The sequence below is a fragment of the Nocardioides sp. Root140 genome (genome assembly GCF_001426745.1).
Taxonomy (GTDB): Bacteria; Actinomycetota; Actinomycetes; order Propionibacteriales; family Nocardioidaceae; genus Nocardioides.
In genome coordinates, this window is sequence record NZ_LMFI01000012.1 from 110922 (window position 1) to 136356 (window position 25435).

The 25435-nt window shown below is 68.8% G+C and carries 29 protein-coding genes; 27 read left to right on the forward strand and 2 right to left on the reverse strand.

What is annotated here, in order from left to right; genetic code table 11:
- Positions 1 to 12: 12 nt before the first annotated feature.
- From ASD30_RS20605 to ASD30_RS20710, 22 genes are all read left to right on the forward strand, one after another.
- Complete coding sequence (locus ASD30_RS20605) at positions 13 to 387, forward strand: response regulator transcription factor (protein ID WP_056686397.1); 375 nt, start codon at positions 13 to 15, stop codon at positions 385 to 387.
- Positions 384 to 1427 carry a HEAT repeat domain-containing protein gene (locus ASD30_RS20610; RefSeq protein ID WP_056686400.1) on the forward strand — a complete coding sequence of 348 codons (1044 nt, stop codon included), beginning with the start codon at positions 384 to 386 and terminating at the stop codon, positions 1425 to 1427. The genes ASD30_RS20605 and ASD30_RS20610 overlap by 4 nt, the downstream gene beginning before the upstream one ends.
- A complete protein-coding gene (locus ASD30_RS20615) occupies positions 1424 to 2890 on the forward strand; it encodes a glycosyltransferase family 2 protein (protein WP_056686403.1) in 1467 nt (488 codons plus the stop codon). The genes ASD30_RS20610 and ASD30_RS20615 overlap by 4 nt, the downstream gene beginning before the upstream one ends.
- Entirely contained in the window at positions 2887 to 4425 is a 1539-nt protein-coding gene (locus tag ASD30_RS20620) for an ATP-binding protein (RefSeq protein WP_056686406.1), read from the forward strand. The genes ASD30_RS20615 and ASD30_RS20620 overlap by 4 nt, the downstream gene beginning before the upstream one ends.
- A gap of 8 nt (positions 4426 to 4433) precedes the next feature.
- Positions 4434 to 5678 carry a multidrug effflux MFS transporter gene (locus ASD30_RS20625; RefSeq protein ID WP_082564044.1) on the forward strand — a complete coding sequence of 415 codons (1245 nt, stop codon included), beginning with the start codon at positions 4434 to 4436 and terminating at the stop codon, positions 5676 to 5678.
- Positions 5679 to 5808: 130 nt separating this feature from the next.
- Positions 5809 to 6048 carry a 50S ribosomal protein L31 gene (rpmE, locus tag ASD30_RS20630; RefSeq protein WP_056686409.1) on the forward strand — a complete coding sequence of 80 codons (240 nt, stop codon included), beginning with the start codon at positions 5809 to 5811 and terminating at the stop codon, positions 6046 to 6048.
- A 98-nt stretch (positions 6049 to 6146) separates the two neighbouring features.
- Complete coding sequence (prfA, locus tag ASD30_RS20635) at positions 6147 to 7220, forward strand: peptide chain release factor 1 (protein ID WP_056686412.1); 1074 nt, start codon at positions 6147 to 6149, stop codon at positions 7218 to 7220.
- Positions 7217 to 8068, forward strand: coding sequence for a peptide chain release factor N(5)-glutamine methyltransferase (prmC, locus tag ASD30_RS20640; protein WP_056686414.1), 852 nt, complete (start codon positions 7217 to 7219; stop codon positions 8066 to 8068). Before prfA ends, prmC begins: the two co-directional genes overlap by 4 nt.
- Positions 8069 to 8072: 4 nt before the next feature.
- Complete coding sequence (locus ASD30_RS20645) at positions 8073 to 8726, forward strand: L-threonylcarbamoyladenylate synthase (protein WP_056686417.1); 654 nt, start codon at positions 8073 to 8075, stop codon at positions 8724 to 8726.
- Positions 8726 to 9856 (forward strand): glycosyltransferase family 4 protein, encoded by a 1131-nt coding sequence (locus ASD30_RS20650; protein WP_056686420.1) that lies wholly within the window; start codon positions 8726 to 8728, stop codon positions 9854 to 9856. The genes ASD30_RS20645 and ASD30_RS20650 overlap by 1 nt, the downstream gene beginning before the upstream one ends.
- A gap of 125 nt (positions 9857 to 9981) precedes the next feature.
- Positions 9982 to 10428 carry a hypothetical protein gene (locus ASD30_RS20655; protein WP_056686423.1) on the forward strand — a complete coding sequence of 149 codons (447 nt, stop codon included), beginning with the start codon at positions 9982 to 9984 and terminating at the stop codon, positions 10426 to 10428.
- Between the two features lie 30 nt (positions 10429 to 10458).
- A complete protein-coding gene (locus ASD30_RS27665; RefSeq protein ID WP_056686425.1) occupies positions 10459 to 10704 on the forward strand; it encodes an AtpZ/AtpI family protein in 246 nt (81 codons plus the stop codon).
- 25 nt (positions 10705 to 10729) lie between these two features.
- Positions 10730 to 11554 carry a F0F1 ATP synthase subunit A gene (atpB, locus tag ASD30_RS20665; RefSeq protein WP_235530236.1) on the forward strand — a complete coding sequence of 275 codons (825 nt, stop codon included), beginning with the start codon at positions 10730 to 10732 and terminating at the stop codon, positions 11552 to 11554.
- 89 nt (positions 11555 to 11643) lie between these two features.
- Positions 11644 to 11853: an ATP synthase F0 subunit C gene (gene atpE, locus ASD30_RS20670; protein WP_056686433.1), complete on the forward strand. Its 210-nt coding sequence runs from the start codon at positions 11644 to 11646 to the stop codon at positions 11851 to 11853.
- Positions 11854 to 11905: 52 nt separating this feature from the next.
- Complete coding sequence (locus tag ASD30_RS20675) at positions 11906 to 12445, forward strand: F0F1 ATP synthase subunit B (RefSeq protein ID WP_056686436.1); 540 nt, start codon at positions 11906 to 11908, stop codon at positions 12443 to 12445.
- Positions 12445 to 13254, forward strand: a complete 810-nt coding sequence (locus ASD30_RS20680) for a F0F1 ATP synthase subunit delta (RefSeq protein WP_056686439.1) — start codon at positions 12445 to 12447, stop codon at positions 13252 to 13254. Before ASD30_RS20675 ends, ASD30_RS20680 begins: the two co-directional genes overlap by 1 nt.
- A 65-nt stretch (positions 13255 to 13319) precedes the next feature.
- Positions 13320 to 14960, forward strand: a complete 1641-nt coding sequence (atpA, locus tag ASD30_RS20685) for a F0F1 ATP synthase subunit alpha (protein WP_056686441.1) — start codon at positions 13320 to 13322, stop codon at positions 14958 to 14960.
- A gap of 45 nt (positions 14961 to 15005) precedes the next feature.
- Positions 15006 to 15938, forward strand: coding sequence for a F0F1 ATP synthase subunit gamma (locus tag ASD30_RS20690; protein WP_056686446.1), 933 nt, complete (start codon positions 15006 to 15008; stop codon positions 15936 to 15938).
- Between the two features lie 18 nt (positions 15939 to 15956).
- Complete coding sequence (atpD, locus tag ASD30_RS20695; RefSeq protein WP_056686447.1) at positions 15957 to 17411, forward strand: F0F1 ATP synthase subunit beta; 1455 nt, start codon at positions 15957 to 15959, stop codon at positions 17409 to 17411.
- Positions 17411 to 17815 (forward strand): F0F1 ATP synthase subunit epsilon, encoded by a 405-nt coding sequence (locus ASD30_RS20700; RefSeq protein WP_056686450.1) that lies wholly within the window; start codon positions 17411 to 17413, stop codon positions 17813 to 17815. Before atpD ends, ASD30_RS20700 begins: the two co-directional genes overlap by 1 nt.
- A 60-nt stretch (positions 17816 to 17875) precedes the next feature.
- On the forward strand, positions 17876 to 18331 hold the full coding sequence (locus ASD30_RS20705) for a DUF2550 domain-containing protein (protein ID WP_056686452.1): 456 nt from the start codon (positions 17876 to 17878) through the stop codon (positions 18329 to 18331).
- Positions 18332 to 18339: 8 nt separating this feature from the next.
- Positions 18340 to 19533, forward strand: a complete 1194-nt coding sequence (locus ASD30_RS20710; protein ID WP_235532645.1) for an MFS transporter — start codon at positions 18340 to 18342, stop codon at positions 19531 to 19533.
- A gap of 77 nt (positions 19534 to 19610) precedes the next feature.
- On the opposite strand, the gene ASD30_RS20715 is transcribed toward ASD30_RS20710, so the two are convergent.
- The gene (locus ASD30_RS20715) at positions 19611 to 20186 is read right to left on the reverse strand and encodes a cob(I)yrinic acid a,c-diamide adenosyltransferase (protein WP_056686458.1); all 576 of its coding nucleotides are present in this window, start codon (positions 20184 to 20186) and stop codon (positions 19611 to 19613) included.
- Positions 20187 to 20437: 251 nt separating this feature from the next.
- Between ASD30_RS20715 and ASD30_RS20720 the strand changes: the two genes are divergently transcribed.
- Positions 20438 to 20746: an STAS domain-containing protein gene (locus ASD30_RS20720; RefSeq protein WP_056686460.1), complete on the forward strand. Its 309-nt coding sequence runs from the start codon at positions 20438 to 20440 to the stop codon at positions 20744 to 20746.
- Between the two features lie 28 nt (positions 20747 to 20774).
- On the opposite strand, the gene ASD30_RS20725 is transcribed toward ASD30_RS20720, so the two are convergent.
- Complete coding sequence (locus ASD30_RS20725; RefSeq protein ID WP_056686464.1) at positions 20775 to 21290, reverse strand: hypothetical protein; 516 nt, start codon at positions 21288 to 21290, stop codon at positions 20775 to 20777.
- 79 nt (positions 21291 to 21369) lie between these two features.
- On the opposite strand from ASD30_RS20725, the gene ASD30_RS20730 reads away from it, so the two are divergent.
- From ASD30_RS20730 to ASD30_RS20740, 4 genes are all read left to right on the forward strand, one after another.
- Complete coding sequence (locus ASD30_RS20730) at positions 21370 to 23382, forward strand: protein meaA (RefSeq protein ID WP_056686467.1); 2013 nt, start codon at positions 21370 to 21372, stop codon at positions 23380 to 23382.
- A gap of 73 nt (positions 23383 to 23455) precedes the next feature.
- The gene (locus tag ASD30_RS27285) at positions 23456 to 23629 is read left to right on the forward strand and encodes a hypothetical protein (protein ID WP_200951203.1); all 174 of its coding nucleotides are present in this window, start codon (positions 23456 to 23458) and stop codon (positions 23627 to 23629) included.
- Positions 23630 to 23735: 106 nt separating this feature from the next.
- The gene (locus tag ASD30_RS20735; RefSeq protein ID WP_156393736.1) at positions 23736 to 24455 is read left to right on the forward strand and encodes a hypothetical protein; all 720 of its coding nucleotides are present in this window, start codon (positions 23736 to 23738) and stop codon (positions 24453 to 24455) included.
- Positions 24456 to 24523: 68 nt separating this feature from the next.
- Entirely contained in the window at positions 24524 to 25429 is a 906-nt protein-coding gene (locus tag ASD30_RS20740) for an FAD-dependent oxidoreductase (RefSeq protein ID WP_056686473.1), read from the forward strand.
- Positions 25430 to 25435 lie beyond the last annotated feature (6 nt).

Consider the following 25435-nt stretch of genomic DNA (forward strand, 5'->3'; position numbering starts at 1 on the left):
TAGGGTTGCCACATGGCGAGGATCGTTGTGGCAGATGACGACGAGGACATTCGTGAACTCGTCGTCTTCAAGCTCCGGCAAGCGGGGCACGAGGTGTCCGCCGTCAGTGACGGTGCGGCCGCCGTGGAGGCGTGCCGCGCCGACAAGCCTGCCCTGGCCCTGCTCGACATCATGATGCCGGGGATGAGCGGTCTGGACGCCGCTCGGGCACTGCGCGCGGAGCCCGCCACGGCCAGGCTGCCGATCATCCTCCTGACTGCGCGGGCCCAGGAGTCCGACATCGAACAGGGCTTCGCGGTCGGGGTCGACGACTACATCACGAAGCCGTTCTCACCGCGGGAGCTCGCCTCACGGGTCGCCGCAGTCCTGGCCCGGAGCGGTGCGTGACCCTCCTCATCGGCCTGGTGGTCGCGCTCCTCGTCGCCGCAGTCCTGCTGGTCGTCCTGCTTCTCGCGCTCCGCGTGACCTCGGGGCTGCGCACGGTCCGGCACACCCGGGAGCACGAGGCCACGCGTGGGCTGGTGTTCGAGCTGGTGCTCGGTGACCCGGAGGACTCAGCCCGGGCTCGGCGTGAGCTCGCCGCCCTCCAAGGAGGCGAGTGGGACCGTGCCGAGCACCAGGTGTTCAGCCTGCTGCCCAAGGTCTCCGGCGACACGCGGGAGCGACTCGTCGAGCTGGTCCGCCAGAGGAATGCCGCGGACAGGGCCCGTCGCCTCCTGCGGCGGAGGTCCTCCGTGGCGCGCTGCCGCGGGGCCCACCGTCTCGGTGCCCTGCGCGACCCGGTCGACGTAGCCGCCCTCACCGGTTGCCTGCACGACCGTCACTTCCTGGTCCGCCGGGTGGCACTGCGGGCACTGGGCAGCATCGGCGACCCCGCCGCCGTACCCGCCATCCTCGCGACCTCCGACGATCCCGCACTGACCCGCGACGTCGTCTCCGCACTCCAACGCATCGGCATCGACGCCGCACCCGACCTGCGCGGCTGCGTCGAGGAGGGCCTGCGCAGTGCACCCGGCCGGGCAACCGAGCTCGCGGTCATCGCGCTCGGGCTGATCGGTGATGCTGCCGCCGTTCCCGTCCTCACCCGGGCACTCGACTGCGTGGACGAGGGCGTGCAGGCCGAGGCCGCCATCGCGCTCGGGCTGATCGGTGCGCCCCGGGCGATCAGCTCACTGATCGCGCGGCTCGACACCGACAGCGACCGGGTGCGCAGGGCGGCTGCCCGTGCGCTCGGTGAGATCGGTGATCCCAAGGCCGCCGACGGACTCGGCTCCGCGCTCTCCTCGTCGCCCCGGCTGACCGCGCGAGCATTGGCCGGCGCCCTGCTGCGACTGGGCGAGGCCGGCCGCCGGGTGCTGCAGGAGCACGCGTCGCCGTACGCCCGCGAGGCCCTCGCGGTCGACGCACTGCGGAAGGCCGCCCGATGACCTGGGTCGACGGCTTCACCACGATCATCGAGGCCGTGGGCTGGTTCTTCATCGCCTACTCGCTCCTGATCAACACCAGCTTCCTGGTGCTCACCTTCCTCGCGGTGACCGACTTCGTCGGTTATCGGCGACGCATCGAGTTCGCGGCGTACGACGAGACGTTCGGCGAGCCGTTGGCGCGTGGCGTGTCCGTGCTGATGCCGGCGTACAACGAGGAGGCCACGATCGTCGAGTCGGTGCGCGCCATGCAGGCGATGCGCTACCCGGACTTCGAGATCGTCGTCGTCGACGACGGTTCGAAGGACGACACGGTGGCACGCCTCGTCGAGGCCTTCGACCTCATCGAGATGCCCCTGGTCGTCGGCGACGTGGTGGCGAGTGGGAGCGAGGTGCTGGGCACCTATCTCTCCAGGCAGGGCAGCAACAACCTGGTCCTCGTCACGAAGACCAACGGGGGCAAGGCCGACGCGCTCAACGTGGGCATCAACATGGCCCGCAAGGAACTGGTCTGCATGGTTGACGCGGACTCCTTGCTCGACCCCGACTCCCTGCTCCACGTCTCGCGCCCGTTCGCCGACAATCCCGAGCAGGTCGTGGCCGCCGGGGGAGTGATCCGCATCGCCAACGGCTCGACGGTCAGCAAGGGACGGGTCACCGACGTCCGCATGCCGCGCACGTGGTTGTCGCGCGTGCAGGTGGTCGAGTACCTCCGCGCGTTCATGATCGGCCGTGCCGGTTGGTCGGCCACCGGAGGCCTGCTGATCATCTCGGGTGCGTTCGGCATCTTCCGCAGGGACGTGCTGCAGGCGGTCGGCGGGCTCGCCGTCGACTGCATCGGCGAGGACGCCGAGCTCGTGGTCCGGATCTACCGCTGGATGGGCGACGAGGGCATCGACGGCAAGGTGGTCTTCGTCTCCGAACCGGTCGCGTGGACCGAGGCGCCGGAGGAGCGTGCGGTGCTGGCCAGGCAGAGGCGTCGCTGGCACCGCGGCCTCGCCGAGATCCTGGGCCGGCACCGGGGCATGCTGCTGCGCCCGAAGTACGGCGTGATCGGGATGGTCACCATGCCCTGGTTCGTGCTCTTCGAGCTGCTCGCCCCGTTCCTCGAGCTCTTCGGGGTGGCCTACTTCATGGTGGTGATGGCACTTCTCGGCCTCGAGCACGCCGGCTGGCTGGGTGGGCACGACCTGGTCGACCTGTGGTTGGTGGTGCTCTTGCTCGCCGCGTCGATCCTCTACGCCTTCCTGTTGACGCTGACCGCGCTCCTGGCCGAGGAGATGTCCTACCGCCGGTATCGCGGAGCCGGCGACCTGATGCGTGCGGTCCGGGGTGCGGTGGAGGAGAACTTCGGCTATCGCCAGCTCACCGCGTTGTGGAGAGCCGGAGGTGCCGTGGAGGCGATGCGGAAGTCCACCCCCGTGTGGGGCGAGATGAAGCGCCGCGGTTTCGGGGGTGACGCATGATCGAGCGCGACACCGTGGGGCGCCTGATCGCGCGGTTGGTCACCCCGATCCTCCTGTTGATGATGGTGCTGGGCATCCTCGGAGTGATCGGTGTCTACCGGACCAACCTGTCGGTGAACCGGGTGGCCGACGAGGTCGCCCCCGGTGAGAAGGCCAACCGCGACTTCATGCAGCTGATGACCGATGCCGAGACCGGCGTCCGTGGCTGGGTGATCGACGGGCAGGAGTCGGCGCTGGCGCCCTACCGTGCGGCCCTCCGAGCGCTCCCCGACACCGCCGCGGAGCTGCGGAAGCACGACCACATCCGCCCCGACTTGAAGGGGCTGGTCGCGCGTCAGGAGGAGCTGGTGGAGCAGTGGCAGGTCGTCTACGCGCGGCCTCGGCTGGCCGACGCCCCGGGAGCGACCGGCTACGACCCGGGCCGGTTCGCCGAGGGGAAGGCCGTCTTCGACGACCTGCGGGCAGTGAACGTGCAGATCGATGACTCCCTCGAGGCCGAGGGCGACGAGGCCCGACACCGGGCCCGGCTGGCGTATCGCCGCGCGATCATCGCGATGGTCACCCTGACTCTCCTGGCCGCGCTGCTGGGCTGGTTCCTGGGCCGTCGGTTGCGTCGTCGGGTGGGGGACCCCCTGTCGGAGCTCGAACGCACGGTCAGCGCCCTCGCGGCGGGAGACACCTCGGCACGGGCGCCGGTCAGCGGCCCGCGCGAGATCACGGCGGTGGCCAGGGCGTTCAACGTCCTGGCAGCGGAGAGTGAGCGCGGCCAACAGGTCGAGGCCCAGACCAGGTCCCGGCTCCTCGACCTCGACCAGGCCAAGACCGACTTCGTCTCCAACGTCTCCCATGAGCTGCGCACACCACTGACCAGCATCCGCGGCTACCTCGAGCTGTTGCGTGACGAGATGGACGATCCGGACCCGGGGACCGTCCAGATGTGGGACGTCGTGGAGCGCAACGTCGGTCGTCTCAGTGTGCTCGTGGAAGATCTGCTGAGCCTGTCGAACGCCGAGGCCCGGCACACCACTCTCACCGAGGTCGACCTTGCCGCGGTCGTCGAGGACGTGGTGATGGACCTGCGCATCGCGGCCACCAACCGGGGGATCCGGTTCGTCGTCGACGTGCCCGACGTCCTGATCCGCGTCCTGGCGGACAAGACCCAGCTGTCGCGGGCCATCCTCAACGTGGTCTCGAACGCGGTGAAGTTCTCCCTGGACGACGGCAACGTCGAGGTGCGACTGCGCACGGACGGCGAGGAGGCGACCCTGACCGTGCGCGATGACGGCATCGGCATCCCGTCCCAGGACCTCGACCGCCTGGGCTCCCGCTTCTTCCGTGGGTCGAATGCCGTGAGCCGCCAGATCGGCGGCACTGGGCTCGGAGTCCGCATGGTGCAGGTGATCCTGGCCAGGCACGGCGGACGGGTGTCGTTCGAATCCGTGGAGAACGAGTTCACCCTCGTCACCATCCACCTGCCGGTGCGCAGCCACGGTAGGGGAGCCAACCGGGAAGAAAACGACGCCGTCCAGGGTTGATCCCTGTCGTGACCTCAACGATTCCGACGACCGCGCCCAGGACCTCGTCGGAACCGACCGGCAGCCACGCGCAGGTGGTGCTGGTGCTCGGTGCGTTGATCGCCCTCGGACCGCTGAGCATCGACATGTACCTCCCGGCGCTCCCGGGACTGAGAGACGACCTGTCGGCCGGGGAGTCGCAGGCCCAGCTGACGCTGACCGGGATGCTGCTCGGACTTGCCTTCGGGCAGCTCGTCATCGGGCCCCTGTCCGACGCCCTCGGGCGCAAGCGGCCATTGGTCACTGGCCTTGCGGTCCATGCCGCGGCGTCCGTCCTGTGCGCGTTGGCGCCCTCGGTCGAGATGCTCGCGGGTGCCCGCCTCGTGCAGGGCTTCGCCGGTGCCGCGGTCTCCGTGACTGCGATGGCCGTCGTCCGTGACCAGTTCGAGGGCATCGCGGTGGCGCGGATCATGTCCCGGCTCATGCTGGTGATGGGGGCCGCACCCATGCTGGCCCCCACGTTGGGCAGCGTGGTGCTCGGCTGGACGTCCTGGCGTGGCATCTTCGTCGTGCTCGCGGTGGCGGCCGCGCTGATGGTCGTCCTCGCCACGGTGGCGCTTCGCGAGACGCTGCCGCCCGAGCGGCGACGCCCGGCGCGGATCCGTTCGAGCCTGGGGACCTATCGCTCCCTGTTGGCCGACCGGGCGTTCCTCGCGCTTGCCTTGATCGGTGGACTGATGATGGCCGCGATGTTCAGCTACATCTCGGGGGCCTCGTTCGTTCTCCAGGAGGGCTTCGATCTGAGTGCAGCAGAGTTCTCCGTGGTCTTCGGTGCGAACGCCCTGGCCTTGATCGTGATGTCCCAGGTGAACCCGGCGCTGTTGCGCCGGTTCCGGATCCTCGACGTGATGACGACCTCGATCGTCGTCGCGTTGGTGGCCGCCATCGCCCTGGTGCTGACCGGCCTGACCGGGATCGGCGGCCTCGTCGGCGCCCTGCTTCCCTTGGCGGTGCTGCTGGGTTGCGCCGGGCTGATCATGCCGAACGTCCCGGCGTTGGCCCTGAGTCGCCACGGTGAAGCAGCGGGTTCGGCTGCGGCCGTGCTCGGCTTCCTGCAGTTCGGTGTCGGGGGAGTCGTGGCACCCGTGGTCGGGCTGTTCGACAGCACGACCACCGTGCCGATGGGGGCCGTGATGGTCTGCGCCGTGGTCCTCGCGCTCATCTTGCTCGTGGTCGTCGTACGCCGTGATCCGCAGGTGCGCGCGTTCGCCTGAGCGTCTGCCGGACGCGGGAATAGCCCGATTGGTGCGATGGTTGCAGACGGTGGCACAATTGTGCGCTGGTTCCGGTTCACGCTCCCACATCCGGTGGTGGCGACCCGGCGACCCTGTTAGCGAGGACACCATGCAGAAGGAAATCCACCCCGAGTACGTCGACACCCAGGTGACCTGCACCTGTGGCAACTCGTTCACGACTCGCAGCACCGTCACGAGCGGCTCCATCCACTCCGACGTGTGCTCGGCGTGCCACCCGTTCTACACCGGCAAGCAGAAGATCCTTGACACCGGCGGCCGCGTCGCCCGCTTCGAGGCCCGCTACGCCAAGAAGGCCGCGAAGCCTGCCGAGAAGACCGAAGCCAACTAGCTTCTCCGAGTCGCCGGTCCCCGCACGTGTGCGGGTGGCCGGCGTCTTGCATTTGTCCGTGTTCGTGTCACACGCCTGTTGCCGTTGAGGAGTACGCCGTGTTCGAGGCCGTCGAGGGATTGCTCGCCGAGCACCGCGAGATCGAGGCCAGGCTCGCCGAGCCCGGGACCCACGCCGACCAGCGGCTGGCCAAGACCCTCAACCAGCGCTACGCCGAGCTGTCCGCGATCGCCCGCACCTACGACGAATGGCTCGGGCTCGGAGACGACATCGAGGCGGCCCGTGAGCTGGCGGGGGAGGACCCGGCGTTCGCCGACGAGGCGGTCGAGCTCGCCGAGCGTCGTACCCGCGCCGAGGAGCACCTGCGGCACCTGCTGGTGCCCCGTGACCCGAGCGACGCCAAGGACGCGCTGCTCGAGGTGAAGTCGGGGGAGGGCGGCGAGGAGTCGGCCCTCTTCGCCGCAGACCTGCTGCGCATGTACACCCGCTATGCCGAGCAGCGTGGCTGGAAGACCGAGGTGCTCGACGCGACGCCGTCCGACCTCGGCGGCTACAAGAGCGTCACCGTTGCCGTGAAGGCCAAGGGAATTCCCGAGCCCGGTGAGGCACCGTTCGCCCTGCTCAAGTTCGAGGGCGGAGTCCACCGCGTCCAGCGGGTGCCGGTCACCGAGTCCCAGGGCCGCGTGCACACCTCCGCCGCAGGCGTCCTGGTGATGCCCGAGGCCGAGCAGGTCGACGTCACGGTCGACGACAACGACCTGCGCATCGACGTCTTCCGCTCCAGTGGTCCGGGTGGCCAGAGCGTCAACACCACCGACTCCGCCGTGCGCATCACGCACCTGCCGACCGGCATCGTGGTCAGCTGCCAGAACGAGAAGTCGCAGTTGCAGAACAAGGAGTCCGCGATGCGCATCCTCCGCGCGCGACTGCTTGCCGCCGCCGAGGATGAGGCCAACGCCGAGGCGAGCGCCGCGCGCAAGAGCCAGATCCGCACGGTCGACCGCTCCGAGCGGATTCGCACCTACAACTTCCCGGAGAACCGCCTCTCCGACCACCGCACCGGCTACAAGGCCTACAACCTCGACAGCGTGCTGGACGGCGATCTCGGGCCGGTGATCGACAGCTGTGTCCAGGCCGACCTGGCCACCCGGCTGGATGCACTCGAGTCGTGAGCGCCGTGCGTGACGTGCTCCGCGGAGCCACCGCCACTCTGACGGCAGCCGGAGTGGCCAGTCCCGACTTCGACGCCGCCGAGCTGTTGGCCTTCGTGCTCGGCACCACGCGGACGATGCTGGTGGTCGACCCGCCGGAGCTGGACGACGAACGCCGTGCGGCGTACGACCTCCTGGTCCGGCGTCGTGCCGACCGCGAGCCGCTGCAGCACCTGACCGGCGTGGCCGCGTTCCGTCACGTCGAGCTCGCCGTCGGCCCGGGGGTCTTCGTGCCGCGGCCGGAGACCGAGCTGCTGGCGGGCTGGGCGATCGAGCAGGCACAGCGGGTCACCGGCCGCCCAGCGGTCGTGGTCGACCTGTGCACCGGCTCCGGTGCGATCGCCCGCGCCGTGGCCGACGAGGTCCCGGAGGCCCGGGTGCATGCCGTCGAGCTCGACGAGTCCGCGCACCGCTGGGCCGAACGCAACCTCGCCGGCACCGGCGTCGAGCTGCGCCAAGGCGACATGGCCACGGCGTACGACGACCTCGCCGGCACGGTCGACGTCGTGGTCTGCAACCCGCCCTACATTCCCCTCGAGGCGTGGGAGTCCGTGGCCCCGGAGGCGCGCGACCACGATCCGCACCTGGCCCTCTTCTCCGGCGACGACGGACTGGTCGCCATGCGGGTGCTCGAGGAACGGGCCGGCCTGCTGCTGTGCGACGGGGGAGTCGTGGGTGCGGAGCACGCGGACGTGCAGGCCGATTCCGCGCCGGCGGTCTTCGCCGCCACCGGTCGCTGGGCCGAGGTACGCGATCACCTCGATCTGGCAGGTCGCGCGCGCTACGTGACGGCCCGGCTGGCACGATAGCCCCGTGAAGTACCCGACCACCGACGACGCGGAGCTCGAGGCCGCGGTCACCGCAGCCACCCTGGCCGTACGACGAGGCGAGCTGGTCGTGTTTCCCACCGACACCGTCTACGGACTGGCTGCCGACGCATTCGACGCGGACTCCGTGACGGCCCTGCTGGCGGCCAAGGGACGCGGACGCGAGATGCCTCCACCGGTCCTGGTCAGCGCCGCGACCACCCTCGACGCACTGACCACCGGCGTGGCCCCCTGGGCGCGGGCGCTGGTCGACGCCTTCTGGCCCGGACCGCTGACCCTGGTCTGCACGGAGCAGGGCTCGCTCAAGTGGGACCTCGGTGACACCCGCGGCACGGTCGCGGTGCGGATGCCCGACGAGCCGATCGCCCTGGCCATCCTCGAACGCACCGGCCCGCTCGCCGTCAGCTCGGCGAACCTGACCGGCCGACCGGCGGCCCTCGACGCCGACCAGGCCGAGGAGATGCTCGGTGAGTCGGTGGACGTCATCGTCGACGGCGGACCCTCCCGGGGAGGCGTCCCCTCGACGATCGTCGACGTCACCGGGGAGCAGCCGCGGCTGCTGCGTGCCGGGGGCATCGGGGTCGATGCGATCAACGAGGTGCTGGAGCCGCTCGACGTGGCCCTCACGGAAACCGACTGATGCGCGAGTACCTCCTCGTCTTCCTGGTCGCCGCATCGGTGACCTACCTGCTCACCGTCATCGCCCGCGAGATCGCGCTGCGCACCGGCGCGGTCGCAAAGGTCCGCGACCGCGACATGCACGCCGTGCCGATTCCCTACTTCGGCGGCCTGGCCCTCCTCGGCGGCCTGACCGCGGCCTACTTCGTGGCCCGCCAGCTGCCCTTCCTCTCGCTCAGCGCCCCCAACGTGTTCCGCGACGCCGGCGTCGTGCTGATCGCCGGGGCGTTGATCTGCATGGTCGGCGTCCTCGACGACCTGATCGAGCTCGACGCGCTGACCAAGCTCGGCGGCCAGGTGCTCGCCGCGGGCTTCCTGATCGCGTTCGGCGTGCAGTACCTCTTCTTCCCGGCGCCCGGTGGGGGACAGTTCTCCATCGACCAGTCCCAGAGCGCGCTCCTGACCGTGCTCACGGTGGTGGCGACGGTGAACGCGGTGAACTTCATCGACGGCCTCGACGGACTGGCCTCCGGCGTGGTCGGCCTGGGCGCCTGCGCGCTGTTCGTCTTCTGCTACCAGATCGCCAACCTCAACGACCAGTCGCTGGCCGTGACCGGAGCCCTGCTGAGTGCCTCACTGGGCGGCGCCTGCGCCGGCTTCCTGCCGCACAACTTCTACCCGGCCCGTCTGTTCATGGGCGACAGCGGCTCGATGCTGCTCGGGCTGTTCCTCTCGGCCTCGGCGCTGACGCTCTCGGGCCAGTTCTCGGCCACCGACGTCACCCGGGGCGGTGGGGGATCGCAGGCCAGCCTGCTGCCGACCTTCCTGCCGATCATCGTGCCCCTGTCGATCCTGATCGTGCCGTTCGTCGACCTCCTGCTGGCCGTCATCCGCCGTACCCGTCGGGGCCAGATGTTCTACCACCCCGACAAGCAGCACCTGCACCACCGGATGCTCGAGATCGGGCACTCCCACCGCCGCGCCGTGCTGATCATCTGGCTGTGGGCGGGGCTGATCGGCTTCGGCACGGTGCTGGCAAGCCTCTACGCGAGCCCGCTGACGTGGGTCGCGCTGCTCCTCTGGTTCGTGGCCACGGTGGCGCTGACGTTCGTCCTGCCGCGGGTCAACAGACTGGATCCGGTCGACGCCTGACGCGCTTCTCGGTGGTCGAGTAGCGAGCCTATCGAGACCCGATTGGCACCCCGCACGGACTTTGTGCTACTTTTCACAAGCGTTCGAAAGACCGCCCGAATCCCCGAAGAGAAACGGCCGCCATCATGACGACCGAGTCGAAGCGCAACCTCACCCGCAGCGGTGAGTCAGTGCTCCTCGGTGCGGCCGTCGGAGCGCTCCTCCTCGGCGCCCTCGCCAGTGTGACCGGTGCGTTGGTCGCCGACTCCGCGGCGGCGTACGGCGCACTGGCCGGCACGTTGATCGTGGTGCTCGTGTTCGCCGGGGGATCGTTCCTGGTCAACCTCGTGGCCGGCATCAGCCCTGCGGCGTCCCTGCTGATCGCGCTGCTGACCTACACCCTCCAGGTGGTCCTGATCGGGGTCATCTTCTACGCACTTGCCGACTCCGGGCTCGTCGACGACGTGCTCGACGGCCGCTGGCTCGCCGGTGCCGTCATCGTCGGCACGGTGGGCTGGATGGTGTCCCAGATCGTTCTCACCACGCGTCTGCGCCTGCCGGCGTACGACCTGACGGACGCGGGTGCGCGATGAGTCGCCGCGACTGCTATTGTCCGGTTCGCGATGGCTCAGCAGAAACCTCCGACCGCGCACTCCGACAAGCGTTCCTCCAACGAACCACAGGGCGACCCGTGGCATGCGTTCGGATACATCGTTGCCGGCGTGTTCCTGTATGGAGCGCTCGGCTGGGGACTGGATCGCTGGCTGGGCACCACCTACATCGTGGCGATCGGGATCCTGCTCGGTGCAGGCTTCGGGATCTACATGACCTGGGCCAGATTCAGACAACCATTCACAGACCACAAGTAGCGCAGCTGCCGACACAGGAGACACCGTGAGTTCAATCGCGACGTCCGTGACACGCGCCGACGGCTTCACGCCGCCCGGCCCGGGGGACTTCAACCTCCCACCCATCGGTCCGGACAAGACCTTCGAGTTCCTCGGCGAGCACATGTACCTCGGCGTGACCAAGCCGATGATTCAGCTGGTCCTCGTGGCCGGCCTGGTGTTCGTCTTCTTCTGGGCCGCTTCGCGCAAGCGGGCCATGGTTCCCGGCAAGCTGCAGTACGTCGGCGAGCAGGGGTACGGCTTCGTCCGCAACTCGATGGGCCGCGACATCATCGGGTCCAAGGACTTCCTGCCGTACGTCCCGTACCTCTTCGCGCTGTTCTTCTTCCTGCTGATCAACAACCTCCTCGCGAGCGTCCCGTTCTTCCAGTTCCCGACCTTCTCGCGTGCGGGACTGGTCTACACGCTCGCCCTGATGAGCTGGTTCGTCTACATCGGCGCCGGGGTGAAGAAGCACGGCTTCGTCGGTTGGCTGAAGCTGACCTGTGTCCCGTCCGGCGTGAGCCCGGCGATGTACCCGTTGCTCGTCCCGCTCGAGTTCATGTCGAACATCCTCGTGCGGCCGGTCACGCTGGCCCTGCGTCTGTTCTGCAACATGTTCGCCGGCCACATGCTGCTCATCCTGTTCGCCCTCGGTGGCCAGTACCTCATCACCGAGATGTCCATCCAGTACGCCCCGGTGGGGATCCTGGCCTGGCTGCTCTTCATCGTGATCTCGTTCCTCGAGCTCCTGATCCAGTTCCTGCAGGCCTACGTGTTCGTCCTGCTGAACGCCATGTACATCCAGGGCTCACTCGCAGACGAGCACTGACCACCACGCTCCCGCACCACCCCAGCTCCTGCCCCGCCCCCCAAAGTTTCCAACCAGGAAATAACCGAAAGGAACAAGCCGTGCTTGCAATGGCTATCGAAGGCTCCGCCAACATGATCGGCTACGGCCTCGCCGCTATCGGCCCCGGTATCGGTATCGGTCTGATCTTCGCCGCTTACATCAACGGTGTCGCCCGTCAGCCGGAGGCCCAGAGCCGCCTGCAGACCATCGCCATCCTGGGCTTCGCGCTCGCCGAAGCGCTCGCGATCATCGGTATCGCCCTCGCGTTCGTCCTTTAGTCGACGCGTCGGCCATCACGCCTGATCTAGGACCCGGAAGAAGGACCTGCTCATGCAGACTCTGACCATCCTCGCAGCAGAGGAAGGACACGAGCTCAACCCGCTCGTGCCCCACCCGATCGAGATGGTGCTCTCGCTCGTCGTCTTCGGCCTCCTCTTCTTCGCCGTGAAGAAGTGGGTCGTGCCGAACTTCGAGGCGACGTTCTCCGAGCGCACCTCGGCGATCGAAGGTGGCCTCGCGGCCGCCGAGACCAAGCAGGCCGAGGCGGACGCCAAGCTCGCCGAGCTCGACCGCCAGCTCTCGGAGGCACGCCACGAAGCGGCGCGCATCCGTGAGGAGGCCCGTGAGCAGGGCGCCACGATCGTGGCGGAGATGCGGGAGCAGGCCCAGGCCGAGTCCACCCGCATCGTCGAGCACGGCAAGGCCCAGATCGAGGCCGAGCGCCAGCAGGCGGTCACCTCGCTCCGCGCCGAGGTCGGCTCCCTGGCGACCGGCCTGGCCGGTCGCATCGTCGGGGAGAGCCTCGATGACGAAGCTCGCCAGAGCCGCGTCGTCGACCGCTTCCTCGCCGAGCTCGAGGGAGCCAACTGATGTTGCTTCGGGGAGCCTCGGCCGACGCACTGGCCGCACTGTCGGGTGAGCTGGAGAGCACGCTCTCCGGTGGCGCCGACGCCGAGCGGGTCGGTGACGACCTGTTCGCGGTGGCGCTCGTGGTGCGGTCCGACGGTTCCCTCCGTCGCGTGTTCACCGACACGACGGTCCCGCCCGAGGCCAAGGCCGGCCTGGTCGAGGACCTGTTCGGTGGCAAGGCGGACGGCGGCACGTTGCAGCTCGTCAAGAGTGCAGTGGGTCGCCGTTGGACGGTCGGCCGGAACCTCGCCGACGCCCTGGAGCGACTCAGCGAGATCGCGACCGTGAAGTCGTCCGGCGACCAGGCCGGCCGCCTCGCGGACGAGCTTTTCGTGGTCGGCCAGCTGGTCAAGGCGAACCCCCAGCTCCGTGACGCGTTGTCCGACCCGGCGCGCACCTCCGACGACAAGGTCGCCCTCGTGGGTGACCTGCTCGACGGCAAGGCGCTGCCGGCCACGGTGACGCTGACCAAGCAGGCACTGGCCGGCACCTACCGGACGGTCTCCGCGGCCCTCGCTGAGTACCAGCAGGTCGCCGCAGCCGTCCACAGCGAGAGCGTGGCGGAGGTCCGAGTGGCCCGCCCGCTCACCGACGCGGACCGCCAGCGCCTCACCGACGCACTTGCCCGGCAGTACGGCCGTGCAGTGCACCTCAACGAGGTCATCGACCCCGACGTCATCGGAGGTCTCCGTGTGGAGATCGGCGACGACGTCATCGATGGCACCGTTGCCAGCCGGCTCAGTGACGCCGGCCGCAAGTTGGCCGGCTGATTTTTCCGGCTGACCAACCATCAGTACCTGAACTGAACCGAGCAGACTCAAGATAAGGAAGTGTGATGACGGAGCTTTCGATCCGTCCGGACGAGATCCGGGACGCGCTGCAGCGCTTCGTGTCGGACTACAAGCCCGACACCGCGAGCCGTGAAGAGGTCGGCATCGTGGCCGAGGCCGGCGACGGCATCGCCCGTGTCCAGGGCCTGCCATCGGTGATGGCGAACGAGCTGCTCGAGTTCGAGGACGGCACCCGTGGCCTGGCCCTGAACCTCGACACCCGCGAGATCGGTGTCGTCATCCTGGGTGACTTCGACGGCATCGAGGAGGGTCAGCCGGTACGCCGTACCGGTGAGGTCCTCTCGGTCCCCGTCGGCGACGGTTACCTGGGCCGGGTCGTCGACCCGCTCGGCACCGCCATCGACGGTCTCGGCGAGATCGAGACCACCGGCCGTCGTGCCCTCGAGCTCCAGGCGCCCGGCGTCATGGAGCGCAAGTCGGTGCACGAGCCGCTCGCCACCGGCATCAAGGCGATCGACGCCCTGACCCCGGTCGGCCGCGGCCAGCGCCAGCTGATCATCGGTGACCGCGCGACCGGCAAGACCACGATCGCCATCGACACGATCATCAACCAGAAGGCCAACTGGGAGTCCGGTGACCCGGACAAGCAGGTGCGCTGCATCTACGTCGCCATCGGCCAGAAGGGTTCGACCATCGCCTCCGTGCGTGGCGCCCTGGAAGAGGCCGGCGCGCTGGAGTACACCACCATCGTGGCGTCCCCGGCCTCCGACTCCGCCGGCTTCAAGTACCTCGCCCCCTACACCGGCTCGGCCATCGGCCAGCAGTGGATGTACGACGGCAAGCACGTCCTGATCGTGTTCGACGACCTGACCAAGCAGGCCGAGGCCTACCGCGCCGTGTCGCTGCTGCTGCGTCGTCCGCCGGGCCGTGAGGCCTACCCGGGTGACGTGTTCTACCTGCACAGCCGCCTGCTCGAGCGTTGCGCCAAGCTCTCCGACGAGATGGGCAAGGGCTCGATGACGGGCCTCCCGATCATCGAGACCAAGGCCAACGACGTCTCGGCGTTCATCCCGACCAACGTCATCTCGATCACCGACGGCCAGATCTTCCTGCAGTCCGACCTGTTCGCGGCCAACCAGCGTCCGGCCATCGACGTCGGTGTGTCGGTCTCCCGCGTGGGTGGCTCGGCCATGACGAAGGCGATGAAGGCGGTCACCGGTTCGCTCAAGGTCGACCTGGCGCAGTTCCGTGCCATGGAGGCGTTCGCCATGTTCGCCTCCGACCTCGACGCGGCCTCGCGCCAGCAGCTCGACCGCGGCCAGCGCCTGATGGCCCTGCTCAAGCAGCCGCAGTACTCCCCGTACCCGGTCGAGGAGATGACCGTGTCGCTGTGGACCGGAACCTCCGGCCGCCTCGACAAGGTCCCGACCGAGGACGTCCTCCGGTTCGAGAACGAGTTCCTCGACTACCTGCGCCGTTCGCACGAGGGCATCCTCGCCGGCATCCGCGAGACGCAGAAGTTCGAGGACTCCACCGAGGACCAGCTGACTGCTGCGTACGACTCCTTCCTCGACCAGTTCGAGACCTCCGACGGCCAGTCCATCAAGGCCGGCAAGGAAGAGCACGTCGCTCTCGAGGACGAGGACGTCGAGCAGGAGCAGATCGTCAAGCAGAAGCGGGGCTGACGTGTTCATTGGCTACCACGGCGTCCACGGCGGGGGTGATCTCTGATGGCCCTCTCGGTGCGCGAGTACCGTGCGCGGATCAAGTCGACGGAGTCGATGAAGAAGATCACGCGCGCCATGGAGCTGATCGCCGCGTCCCGCATCATCAAGGCACAGCAGCGGGCGCAGGCGGCAGCGCCGTACGCCCGTGAGCTGACCCGTGCGGTCTCGGCCGTGGCGACGTACTCCAATGTCGACCACGCCCTGACCACGGAGCCGGAGAACCCGACCAAGGCCGCGGTGCTGATCGTGACCAGCGACCGCGGTCTGGCCGGCGCCTACTCCTCGAGCGTGCTCAAGGAGGCCGAGCGCCTCCTCGAGAAGCTGCGCGGTGAGGGCAAGAAGGCAGACCTCTACGTCTCCGGACGCAAGGGCGAGGCCTACTTCCGGTTCCGCGGGCGCCCGATCGTGCAGAGCTGGACGGGCTTCTCCGACCAGCCGACGTACGACGTGGCGCACGACATCGGCGAGACGCTGATCCAGGCGTTCCTCAATGACGACGACACCGCGGCCGACGAGGGGATTGCTCCCGGAGTCGACGAGGTGCACGTGGTCTACACGCGGTTCCGCTCGATGCTGGTCCAGGAGCCGACCGCCGTTCGTCTGCTTCCCCTGGAGGTCGTCGAAGGTGAGGAAGCCCCGGAGGAGTCGGAGCTGCTGCCGCTCTACGAGTTCGAGCCGTCGCCTGCCGACGTCCTCGACTCCCTGCTGCCGCGTTACGTCCAGAGCCGCATCTTCTTCGCCCACCTGCAGGCCGCCGCTTCCGAGCTGGCTGCCCGTCAGAAGGCGATGAAGGCTGCGACGGACAACGCGGACGAGCTCATCAAGAAGTACACGCGTATTGCCAACCAGGCCCGCCAGGCCGGCATTACCCAGGAAATCAGCGAGATTGTCGGTGGCGTCAACGCCCTTGCCGACGCCAACGCCGGCCAAGACTGAAGCGGAGAAGTGAGATAAATGACTGCCACTGTTACTGAGGGCAACGAGACCACCGCGGGTGGTGTCGGCCGCATTGCCCGCGTCATCGGCCCGGTCGTGGACATCGAGTTCCCGACCGACTCGATGCCCGGCATCTACAACGCACTCACGTGCGAGTTCGAGCTGAACGGCGAGACCAAGACGATCATCCTCGAGGTCGCCCAGCACATCGGTGACGGCATGGTGCGCGCCATCTCGATGAAGCCCACCGACGGCCTGGTCCGTGGCGGACAGATCATCGACACCGGTGAGTCGATCACCGTGCCGGTGGGCGACGCCACGCTCGGCAAGGTCTTCAACACCACCGGTGACTGCCTGAACCTCGAAGAGGGCGAGACCCTCGAGGTCAGCGAGCGCTGGGGCATCCACCGCAAGGCTCCGGCCTTCGACCAGCTCGAGTCCAAGACCCAGATGTTCGAGACCGGCATCAAGGTCATCGACCTGCTCACGCCCTACGTGACCGGTGGAAAGATCGGCCTGTTCGGTGGTGCCGGTGTCGGCAAGACCGTGCTGATCCAGGAAATGATCGCCCGTGTGGCCAAGAACCACGGTGGTGTGTCGGTGTTCGCCGGTGTCGGCGAGCGCACCCGTGAGGGCAACGACCTCATCGTCGAGATGGAAGAGGCCGGCGTCATCGGCCAGACCGCCCTCGTCTTCGGCCAGATGGACGAGCCGCCGGGCACGCGTCTGCGGGTCGCCCTGTCGGCGCTCACGATGGCGGAGTACTTCCGCGACGTGAAGAACCAGGACGTGCTGCTCTTCATCGACAACATCTTCCGGTTCACGCAGGCCGGTTCCGAGGTCTCCACGCTGCTCGGCCGCATGCCGTCCGCCGTGGGTTACCAGCCGAACCTCGCCGACGAGATGGGTCAGCTCCAGGAGCGGATCACCTCGACGCGCGGTCACTCGATCACCTCGATGCAGGCGATCTACGTTCCCGCCGACGACTACACCGACCCGGCCCCGGCGACCACCTTCGCCCACCTGGACGCGACCACCGAGCTCTCGCGAGAGATCGCCTCGCTCGGCATCTACCCGGCCGTGGACCCGTTGACGTCGACCTCGCGGATCCTCGACCCGCAATACATCGGCAACGACCACTACAACACCGCGGTCCGCATCAAGTCGATCCTGCAGCGCAACAAGGAGCTCCAGGACATCATCGCCATCCTCGGTGTCGACGAGCTCGGCGAAGAGGACAAGATCATCGTGTCGCGGGCCCGCCGCATCCAGCGGTTCCTCTCGCAGAACACGTACGTCGCCAAGCAGTTCACCGGCATCGAGGGTTCCACGGTCTCCATCGGCGACACCGTCGAGGCGTTCACGAAGATTGCGGACGGCGAGTACGACCACGTCGCCGAGCAGGCCTTCTTCATGTGCGGTGGGCTCGAGGACGTCGAAGCCAAGTGGGCCGAGATCCAGAAGTCGCTCTGATGGCTGAGTCAACCTCCGACCCGCTGCAGGTCGAGCTGGTCGCCGCCGATCGCCTGGTGTGGTCGGGCGAGGCCTCGATGGTCATCGCCCGCACCACCGAGGGCGACGTCGGTGTCCTGCCCGGTCACGCGCCGATGCTCTCGCTGCTGATCGAGGGCGTCGTCGACATCCGCACGCTCGAGGGTGAGACCTGGGTCGCGGCCGTGGAGACCGGGTTCCTCTCGGTCGCCAACAACCGTGTCTCGATCCTCTCCGAGTACGCCGAGATGTCGCACGACATCGACCTCGAGAAGGCCCGTCACGACCTCGAGCGCGCCCAGGCCGCCGGGGAGAACGACGACGCCGCACAAGAGGCCGTCCGCAGTGCCGAGGCCCGCATCAGGGCAGCGGAGAGGGCCTCCTGAGACGAGGGCAGCATCGCCCGCTAGAGTGACGCCACGCGTCGCTTTGGTAGGGAGGGATGGATGCCGCTCTGGCAGTGGTTGGTCGACTCTGTCGGCATCATCCTCGTCCTCGTTGTCGTCTACGGAGTTGCGCTCGTCGTTCGTCGCCGCGCGCTCTCCCGCAACGGCGGCACATTTGAATTGAGCCACCGCGCCCGGTCTGAACAGACCGGGCGCGGTTGGGTTCTCGGACTCGGTCGCTACTCCGGCGAGCGGCTCGAGTGGTTCCGCATCTTCTCGCTCTCGCCCCGGCCGCGCAGCAGCTGGCTGCGCACCGACCTGGTCTACGCCGGTCGCCGCGACGCCGAGGGCACCGAACAGATGTCCCTGTACGCCGAGCACGTGATCGTCGTCGTCGAGTCCGAGGGCGGCCCCATCGAGTTCGCGATGAGTCCGAGCTCCCTGATGGGCTTCCAGTCGTGGCTCGAGGCCGCCCCTCCCGGCGCGGACTGGAACCAGCGCCGGCCGCGGCTCTGACGCCCGTGGTGACCGGCACGTCCGGGCCCACCCTGGCCGCCCGCAACGCGGTGGCCGCGGTCTTCGCCCTCAACGGCTTCTGCTTCGCCTCCTGGGTCTCCCGCATCCCTGACGCCCGTGAGCGCCTCGACCTCTCCAACGGTCAGCTCGGGCTGCTGCTCCTGGCCCTGTCCGTGGGCTCCCTGCTCGCGCTGCCGTTGACCGGCGCCCTGGTCAACCGGGTCGGGGCCGCGCGAGTCGTGCTGATCGGTGCCTGCGTCGACGGGGTCGGCCTGGTGCTGGTCGCGCTCGGGGCCGGGGTCTTCGAGCACACCGCCGTGACCGCCGCGGGACTGCTGCTCTACGGCATCGGGACCGGCACCTGGGACGTCGCGATGAACGTCGAGGGCGCCGCGGTCGAGCACGAGCTGGCGCGCACGATCATGCCGCGCTTCCACGCCGGTTTCAGTCTCGGCACGGTGGCGGGTGCGCTGCTCGGCGCCCTGGCCGCCGGGCTGCACCTGCCGATGCCCGTGCACCTCGGCGCGGTCGCCCTGTTCGCGGTCTGCCTGGTGGGCCCGTTGGTCCGCCGCTTCCTGCCTCGCGCCCTCGAGGAGGGTGAGCTGCCGGACCGCAGCGGTTCTGCTCTCGGCGCCTGGACCGAGCCACGAACCTTGCTGATCGGCCTGATGGTCCTGGCGCTGGCCCTCACCGAGGGCGCCGCGAACGACTGGCTGGCGGTCGCCCTGGTCGACGGCTACGACGTCGAGCACTGGGTCGGCGTCGCTGGTTTCGCCCTGTTCGTCACCGCGATGACCGTCGGGCGCTTCTGGGGGAGTCGGCTCATCGACCGGCACGGCCGGGTCGGCGTGCTCTGGTCGACGATGCTGGCCGCCGGGGCCGGACTGCTGCTGATCGTCTTCGGCGGACACCCCGCCCTGGTGGTCTCCGGCATCCTGCTGTGGGGACTGGGTGCCTCACTCGGCTTCCCGGTCGGCATGAGCGCCGCCGCCGACGACCCGGAGCATGCGGCATCACGGGTCAGCGTGGTCTCGACGATCGGCTACACGGCGTTCCTGGCCGGCCCGCCCCTGCTCGGCTTCCTGGCCGAGGAGGTCGGCACGTTGCGCGCGTTGCTGGTGGTCGTCGTACTCCTCGTGCCGTCGGCGTTCGTCGTACCCGCGGCACGTGAGTCGGGCCGTCGTGAGGTCCGCCCCGGTTGATCAGTGGCAGGTGCCTCAGGAATCCACGGTTCGAGGCGCAAGAACCCACGGTTCGAGGCGCAGGAACCCACGGTTGGTCAGGACCGCTCGCCGCCGGGGACCCACAGGACGTCACCGTTCTCACGGTTGGCGTGCCGGGCCAGGATGAACAGCAGGTCCGAGAGTCGGTTGAGGTACTTGATCGCCAGCACGTTCATCGTGGCCTCGTGCTCGGCGAAGGCCAGCCAGGCCGACCGCTCGGCCCGGCGTACGACGGTGCGCGCGACGTGCAGGTGGGCCGCGCCGACGGTGCCGCCGTTGAGGATGAACGAGCGCAGCTTCTCGAGCGGCTCGTTGAACTGGTCGCACCAACCCTCGAGGCGATCGATGTAGTCCTGCTCGATGCGCAGTGGTGGGTACTCCGGGTTCTCCACGATCGGGGTGCAGAAGTCGGCACCGACGTCGAAGAGGTCGTTCTGGATCGTGGTCAGGACGGCGACGACGTCGGCGTCGAGATCGCCCTGGGCGAGCGCCACCCCGATCACCGCGTTGGCCTCGTCGACGGTTGCGTAGGCCTCGAGGCGCAGATCGTTCTTCGAGGCGACGCTCATGTCACCGAGACGGGTCTGCCCGGCGTCGCCGGTGCGCGTGTAGATGCGGGTGAGGTTGACCATGCGCCCGAGCCTAGTGCGCCGGACCGACGGCCTCGCGGACCGGTCAGAGAAGGTTGACCGCGAAACCACATGCGTCACACCCGCCACATAGCGGACGGTCCGGTCGCAAGGCGTTCGCACAGGGTGCACCCGGGAAACTCAGTGGAAATTAATGGCCGCAGGGGCAACGCTTTTGGCGTGTGACGCGTCATAGTCTGTGAACACCAGAGTTCGATGGGTGGCAATCGGGTGTCACCGCGAAGGGAGGCGAGATGGACATCATGCGAGACGGATCCACGCTCGTGCTGGCTGGACCGTTCGACGTCCGGAGCACCATGGAAGTGCGCACCGCCATCTACGAGCACATGAGCGCCAGCCTCGACGACGTCGTCGTCGACCTGACCGACGTGTCGACCGTTGACCTCACCGCACTCAAGGTGCTTGCCGTCGCCACGCGCACGGCCGAGCGCCAGGGCCGCCACCTCCGGTTGCGCGGCTGTGGTCCTTCCGTACGCCGACTCCTGCACATGTCCCACCTCTTCCGACTCGTCGAGGTCGAACGCGAGCCGATCTCCGCCTGACCTCGTCGTGGCCAGCGGGCCGAGTGGCTCAGGAGCTGAGCAGCTGCCCGGCAAGGGACAGCATCGCAAGCAGCAACGTTGCCGCGCCGTAGACGACGGCCGCCGAGCAGAGCCCTTGCAGTGCCGGCGCCCACCGGCGTACGGCCGTGTTCAGGCGCAGCAGCACCAGGACGCCGGCAGACAGGACGAACGCGATCACGGAGGCGATGAGGACGAGCACGAGGGTCGGGCCGAACGCGCTGCTGATGAAATCGCCCAGGAAGCCTCCGAGGCTCCAGTTTTCGTCCCCGCTCGCGGCCACGATCAGGGCGTAGACGAACCCGAGCACCAGCACCAGGATCAACGCGAAGGTGCCGACCACCATGATCACGCCGAGCGAGCTGAAGACGGCCGTCCAGACGAGTGGCGCGCGCAGTGTGCTCTCCGGCCTCGGCGGAAGCGGTGCGTAGGGCGGCCACGGCGGGGCCTGGTGCTGCGCCGGCCACTGCTTTCCCGGCCAGGGCGGGGGAGCGGGATGCGGCGGACGAGGCTGGTTCTCGGGCATGCGCCCATCCTGCCCGGTGTAGTCATTGCCACACGTGAGACCGGTTACCGGAAGTTAACGGACGCTCTAGGCTCAGCCCATGAGCTCTGCAGAGAAGCCCGTGGCCAAGGATCGCCCCTGGGTGATGCGCACCTACGCCGGCCACTCCACGGCCGAGGCGTCCAATGCGCTCTACCGAAACAACCTCTCGAAGGGCCAGACCGGACTCTCGGTGGCCTTCGACCTGCCCACGCAGACCGGCTACGACCCCGACTCGCCCCTGGCGCGTGGTGAGGTCGGCAAGGTCGGCGTACCGGTCCCGCACATGGGGGAGATGCGCAAGCTCTTCAAGGACATCCCGCTCACGGAGATGAACACCTCCATGACGATCAACGCGACGGCCATGTGGCTGCTCGCGATGTACCAGGTGGCCGCCGAGGAGCAGAACCCCACGCTGGACCCGGCCGAGGTCGCCAAGCAGCTCGCCGGCACCACGCAGAACGACATCATCAAGGAGTACCTCTCCCGCGGGACCTACGTGTTCCCGCCCGAGCACTCCCTGCGCCTGATCAGCGACATGATCGCCTACACGGTCAACTACATCCCCAAGTGGAACCCGATCAACATCTGCAGCTACCACCTGCAGGAGGCCGGTGCCACGCCGACCCAGGAGCTCGCCTACGCGCTCGGCACCGCCATCGCGGTCCTCGACGCGGTCAAGGCCGCGGGCCAGGTCTCCGAGGAGGACTTCGAGAAGGTCGTCGGCCGCATCTCGTTCTTCGTCAACGCGGGCGTCCGCTTCGTCGAGGAGACCTGCAAGATGCGGGCCTTCGTGCAGCTCTGGGACGAGATCACCCGTGAGCGCTATGGGGTGAGCGACCCGAAGATGCGCCGCTTCCGGTACGGCGTCCAGGTCAACTCGCTCGGCCTGACCGAGGCCCAGCCGGAGAACAACGTCCAGCGCATCGTGCTCGAGATGCTCGGCGTGACGCTGTCGAAGAACGCCCGTGCCCGCGCCGTACAGCTGCCGGCCTGGAACGAGGCCCTCGGCCTGCCGCGTCCGTGGGACCAGCAGTGGTCGCTGCGCCTGCAGCAGGTGCTGGCCTTCGAGTCCGACCTGCTCGAGTACGAAGACATCTTCGACGGGTCCCACGTCATCGCGGCGAAGGTCGACGAGCTCGTCGCCGGCGCCAAGGCCGAGATGGACCGCGTGCAGGCCCTCGGCGGTGCGATCGCCGCGGTCGAGTCGGGCTACATGAAGTCCGAGCTGGTCTCGGCACACGCCGCCCGCCGTGGCCGCATCGAGTCCGGCGAGGAGAAGATCGTCGGCGTCAACAGCTTCGAGACCACCGAGCCCTCGCCGCTGACCGCCAACCTGGACGACGCGATCATGACGGCCGACCCCAAGGCCGAGGAGGCCGCCAAGGCCTCCGTCGAGGCCTGGAAGTCCGAGCGTGACGACGCTGCCGTGACCAAGGCGCTGGCCGACCTGGCCGAGGCTGCCAAGGGCACCGGGAACCTGATGGAGGCGACCCTGGTCGCCGCCCGCGCCGGTGCGACCACCGGCGAGTGGGCCGGCACCCTGCGCGAGGTCTTCGGCGAGTTCCGGGCCCCCACCGGTGTCTCCGGTGCGGTCGGTGTGGCCGAGGCCGGCGCCGAGCTGACCGCCGTGCGCGAGAAGGTCACCGCCACCGGCGAGGAGCTCGGCGGACGGCTGCGCCTGCTGGTCGGCAAGCCGGGCCTCGACGGTCACTCCAACGGTGCCGAGCAGGTCGCCGTCCGCGCCCGTGACGCCGGGTTCGAGGTCATCTACCAGGGCATCCGCCTGACGCCCGAGCAGATCGTCGCCGCTGCGGTGGCCGAGGACGTGCACTGCGTCGGGCTCTCGATCCTCTCCGGCTCGCACATGGAGCTGGTGCCGGCCGTGCTCAAGGGCCTCGAGGAGGCCGGCATGGGCGACGTCCCGGTGATCGTCGGTGGCATCATCCCCGAGTCCGACGGCAAGGCGCTGGTGGCCAGCGGTGTCGCCGCGGTCTACACCCCCAAGGACTTCGGGCTCACCGAGATCATGGGCGGCATCGTCGACGTGATCCGGCGGGCCAACGGGCTGTAGGTCGTCGGGCCGGGCGTGCGGCGTACGTCACAGAAGGTAAGGCACGCCTAAGCGCGCTTGGTACGATCCTCGGGTGGGCAAGTCCAAGAAGCCGAAGAGCAAGTGCTGCGTGTCCAAGGACCGCTGCAAGCGCTGCCCGCTGCGCATGCTCAAGGAAGGCACGCTTCCCTCGGGCTACACCGTGAAGAAGCGCAAGCTGGTCAAGGTCGACAAGAAGACCGCGAAGAAGCTCGCCAAGGCCGCCTGACCCCTCCCGGGTCCGCTCCGCGAGATTGGCGCGAACCAATCCGGGATCGAGTGCGTCTCCTCAAGTGATGGTCCGAACAGCGGACCCGCAGCGATGGGGGAACCTCGTGAAGAAGTCTCTGATGACCCTGGCCCTGACCGCGACCATGGGCACCGTGCTGGCCCAGTCGCCGGCACATGCCTCGGCACCGACGGCGGTGCGCACCGCAGCGTCGGCCAAGGTCAGTGTCGACGCCCAGGCGGTCAACCCGTACGCCGGCACCTCGAAGTGGCGCCTGATGTCGACGGCGAGCGACGTCGACGGTGACGGCACGATCGACGGCATCTCGATCCGCAGGAAGTCGGCCAACGTGTGCTCCGTGCGCGTGACCATGGGGACGCGGGTGGCGGGCACCAAGGACCTCTACACCTCGTGGGGCAACCCGTGCGTCTACCACGGTGACGCGCCGATCGACCCGGTCAAGGGGTCGGAGATCAGCATCCTCACCGGCATGGGTGCGCACACCGCGTGGCACTCGATCGTCACCTGGCGCAACGGGCGCCTCGTCCTGGAGCGGTCTCCGATTCGTCCCCAGTGGACCGTCGACAGCACGGTGATGGTCCAGGAGGGCGTGCGGCGGACGCGCAACGCGAACGGCGAGATCCGTCTCGTGCACACCGGCGTCACGCGGGGCAATGGGAACCGCTGGGGCGGTCAGGCGGAGACCTACGCCTACCGCAACGGCAAGTGGGTCATCTCGGCGCGCAAGCAGGTCGTCCTCAGCGACGCCGCGGCGTCCCGCGTGGGCGGGTGGCACGTGCGCTACCTGCCCCGCTTCAACCGCTGAGCCCCGCGCCACGCGCCCGTGGGGAGAGTTCACCGACAACCCTTGCGGGTCTGCGGCAGACTCTCCCCATGGCACGCGTGAACGTGGTCGGGGCGGGAGTCGTCGGGCTCACCTGCGCCATCAGGCTGCTCGAGTCCGGCCACCGGGTCGACGTGCTGGCCCGTGACCTGCCGTTGGAGACGACGAGCTCGGTCGCCGCGGCCATCTGGTACCCCTACCGGGCGCTGCCGCAGGACCGGGTGACGGCCTGGTCGGGGGCGTCGTACGCCGAGTTCGTCGGCCTGGCCGGCGACCGCGAGACCGGGGTCCGCATGGTCACCGGCACCGAGGTGTTCACCACCCGCAAGGCAGAGCCGTGGTGGCGCGCGGCAGTGCCCTCGCTCGACCGTGAGACCTCGCTCCCGCCCGGCTTCGTCGACGGTTGGACGTTCACCACGCCGGTCGTGGAGATGCCCCTCTACCTGCGCTGGCTGGCCGAGCGCGTCGAAGAGCTCGGCGGCACGATCACGAGGATGAACCTGCAGGCGCTGCCGACCGGTGGCGACCTCGTGGTCAACTGCGCCGGACTCGGCGCGCGCCACCTGGCCTCGGACAAGTCCGTCGTGCCGGTGCGCGGCCAGGTCGTGGTGGTCGAGCAGCGGGGCATCGAGCGGTGGGCCATCGACGACGACGGCCCGACGTACGTCGTACCCCGCTCGCGCGACGTCGTCATCGGCGGCACGTCCGACGAGGGGGACTGGAGCCGGACGCCGTCACCGGGGACCGCCCGCGAGATCCTGGCCCGTGCGGCGCGGATCATGCCCGAGATCGAGGGCGCCAAGGTGCTGCGGCACAAGGTCGGGCTCCGGCCGGTGCGGCCCGCGGTGCGCGTCGAGAGGGTCGGGCGCGTCGTGCACTGCTACGGGCACGGCGGCGCCGGCGTCACGATGTCGTGGGGATGCGCCGACGAGGTCGCGGACCTCGTCAACGCCTGAGGGTCG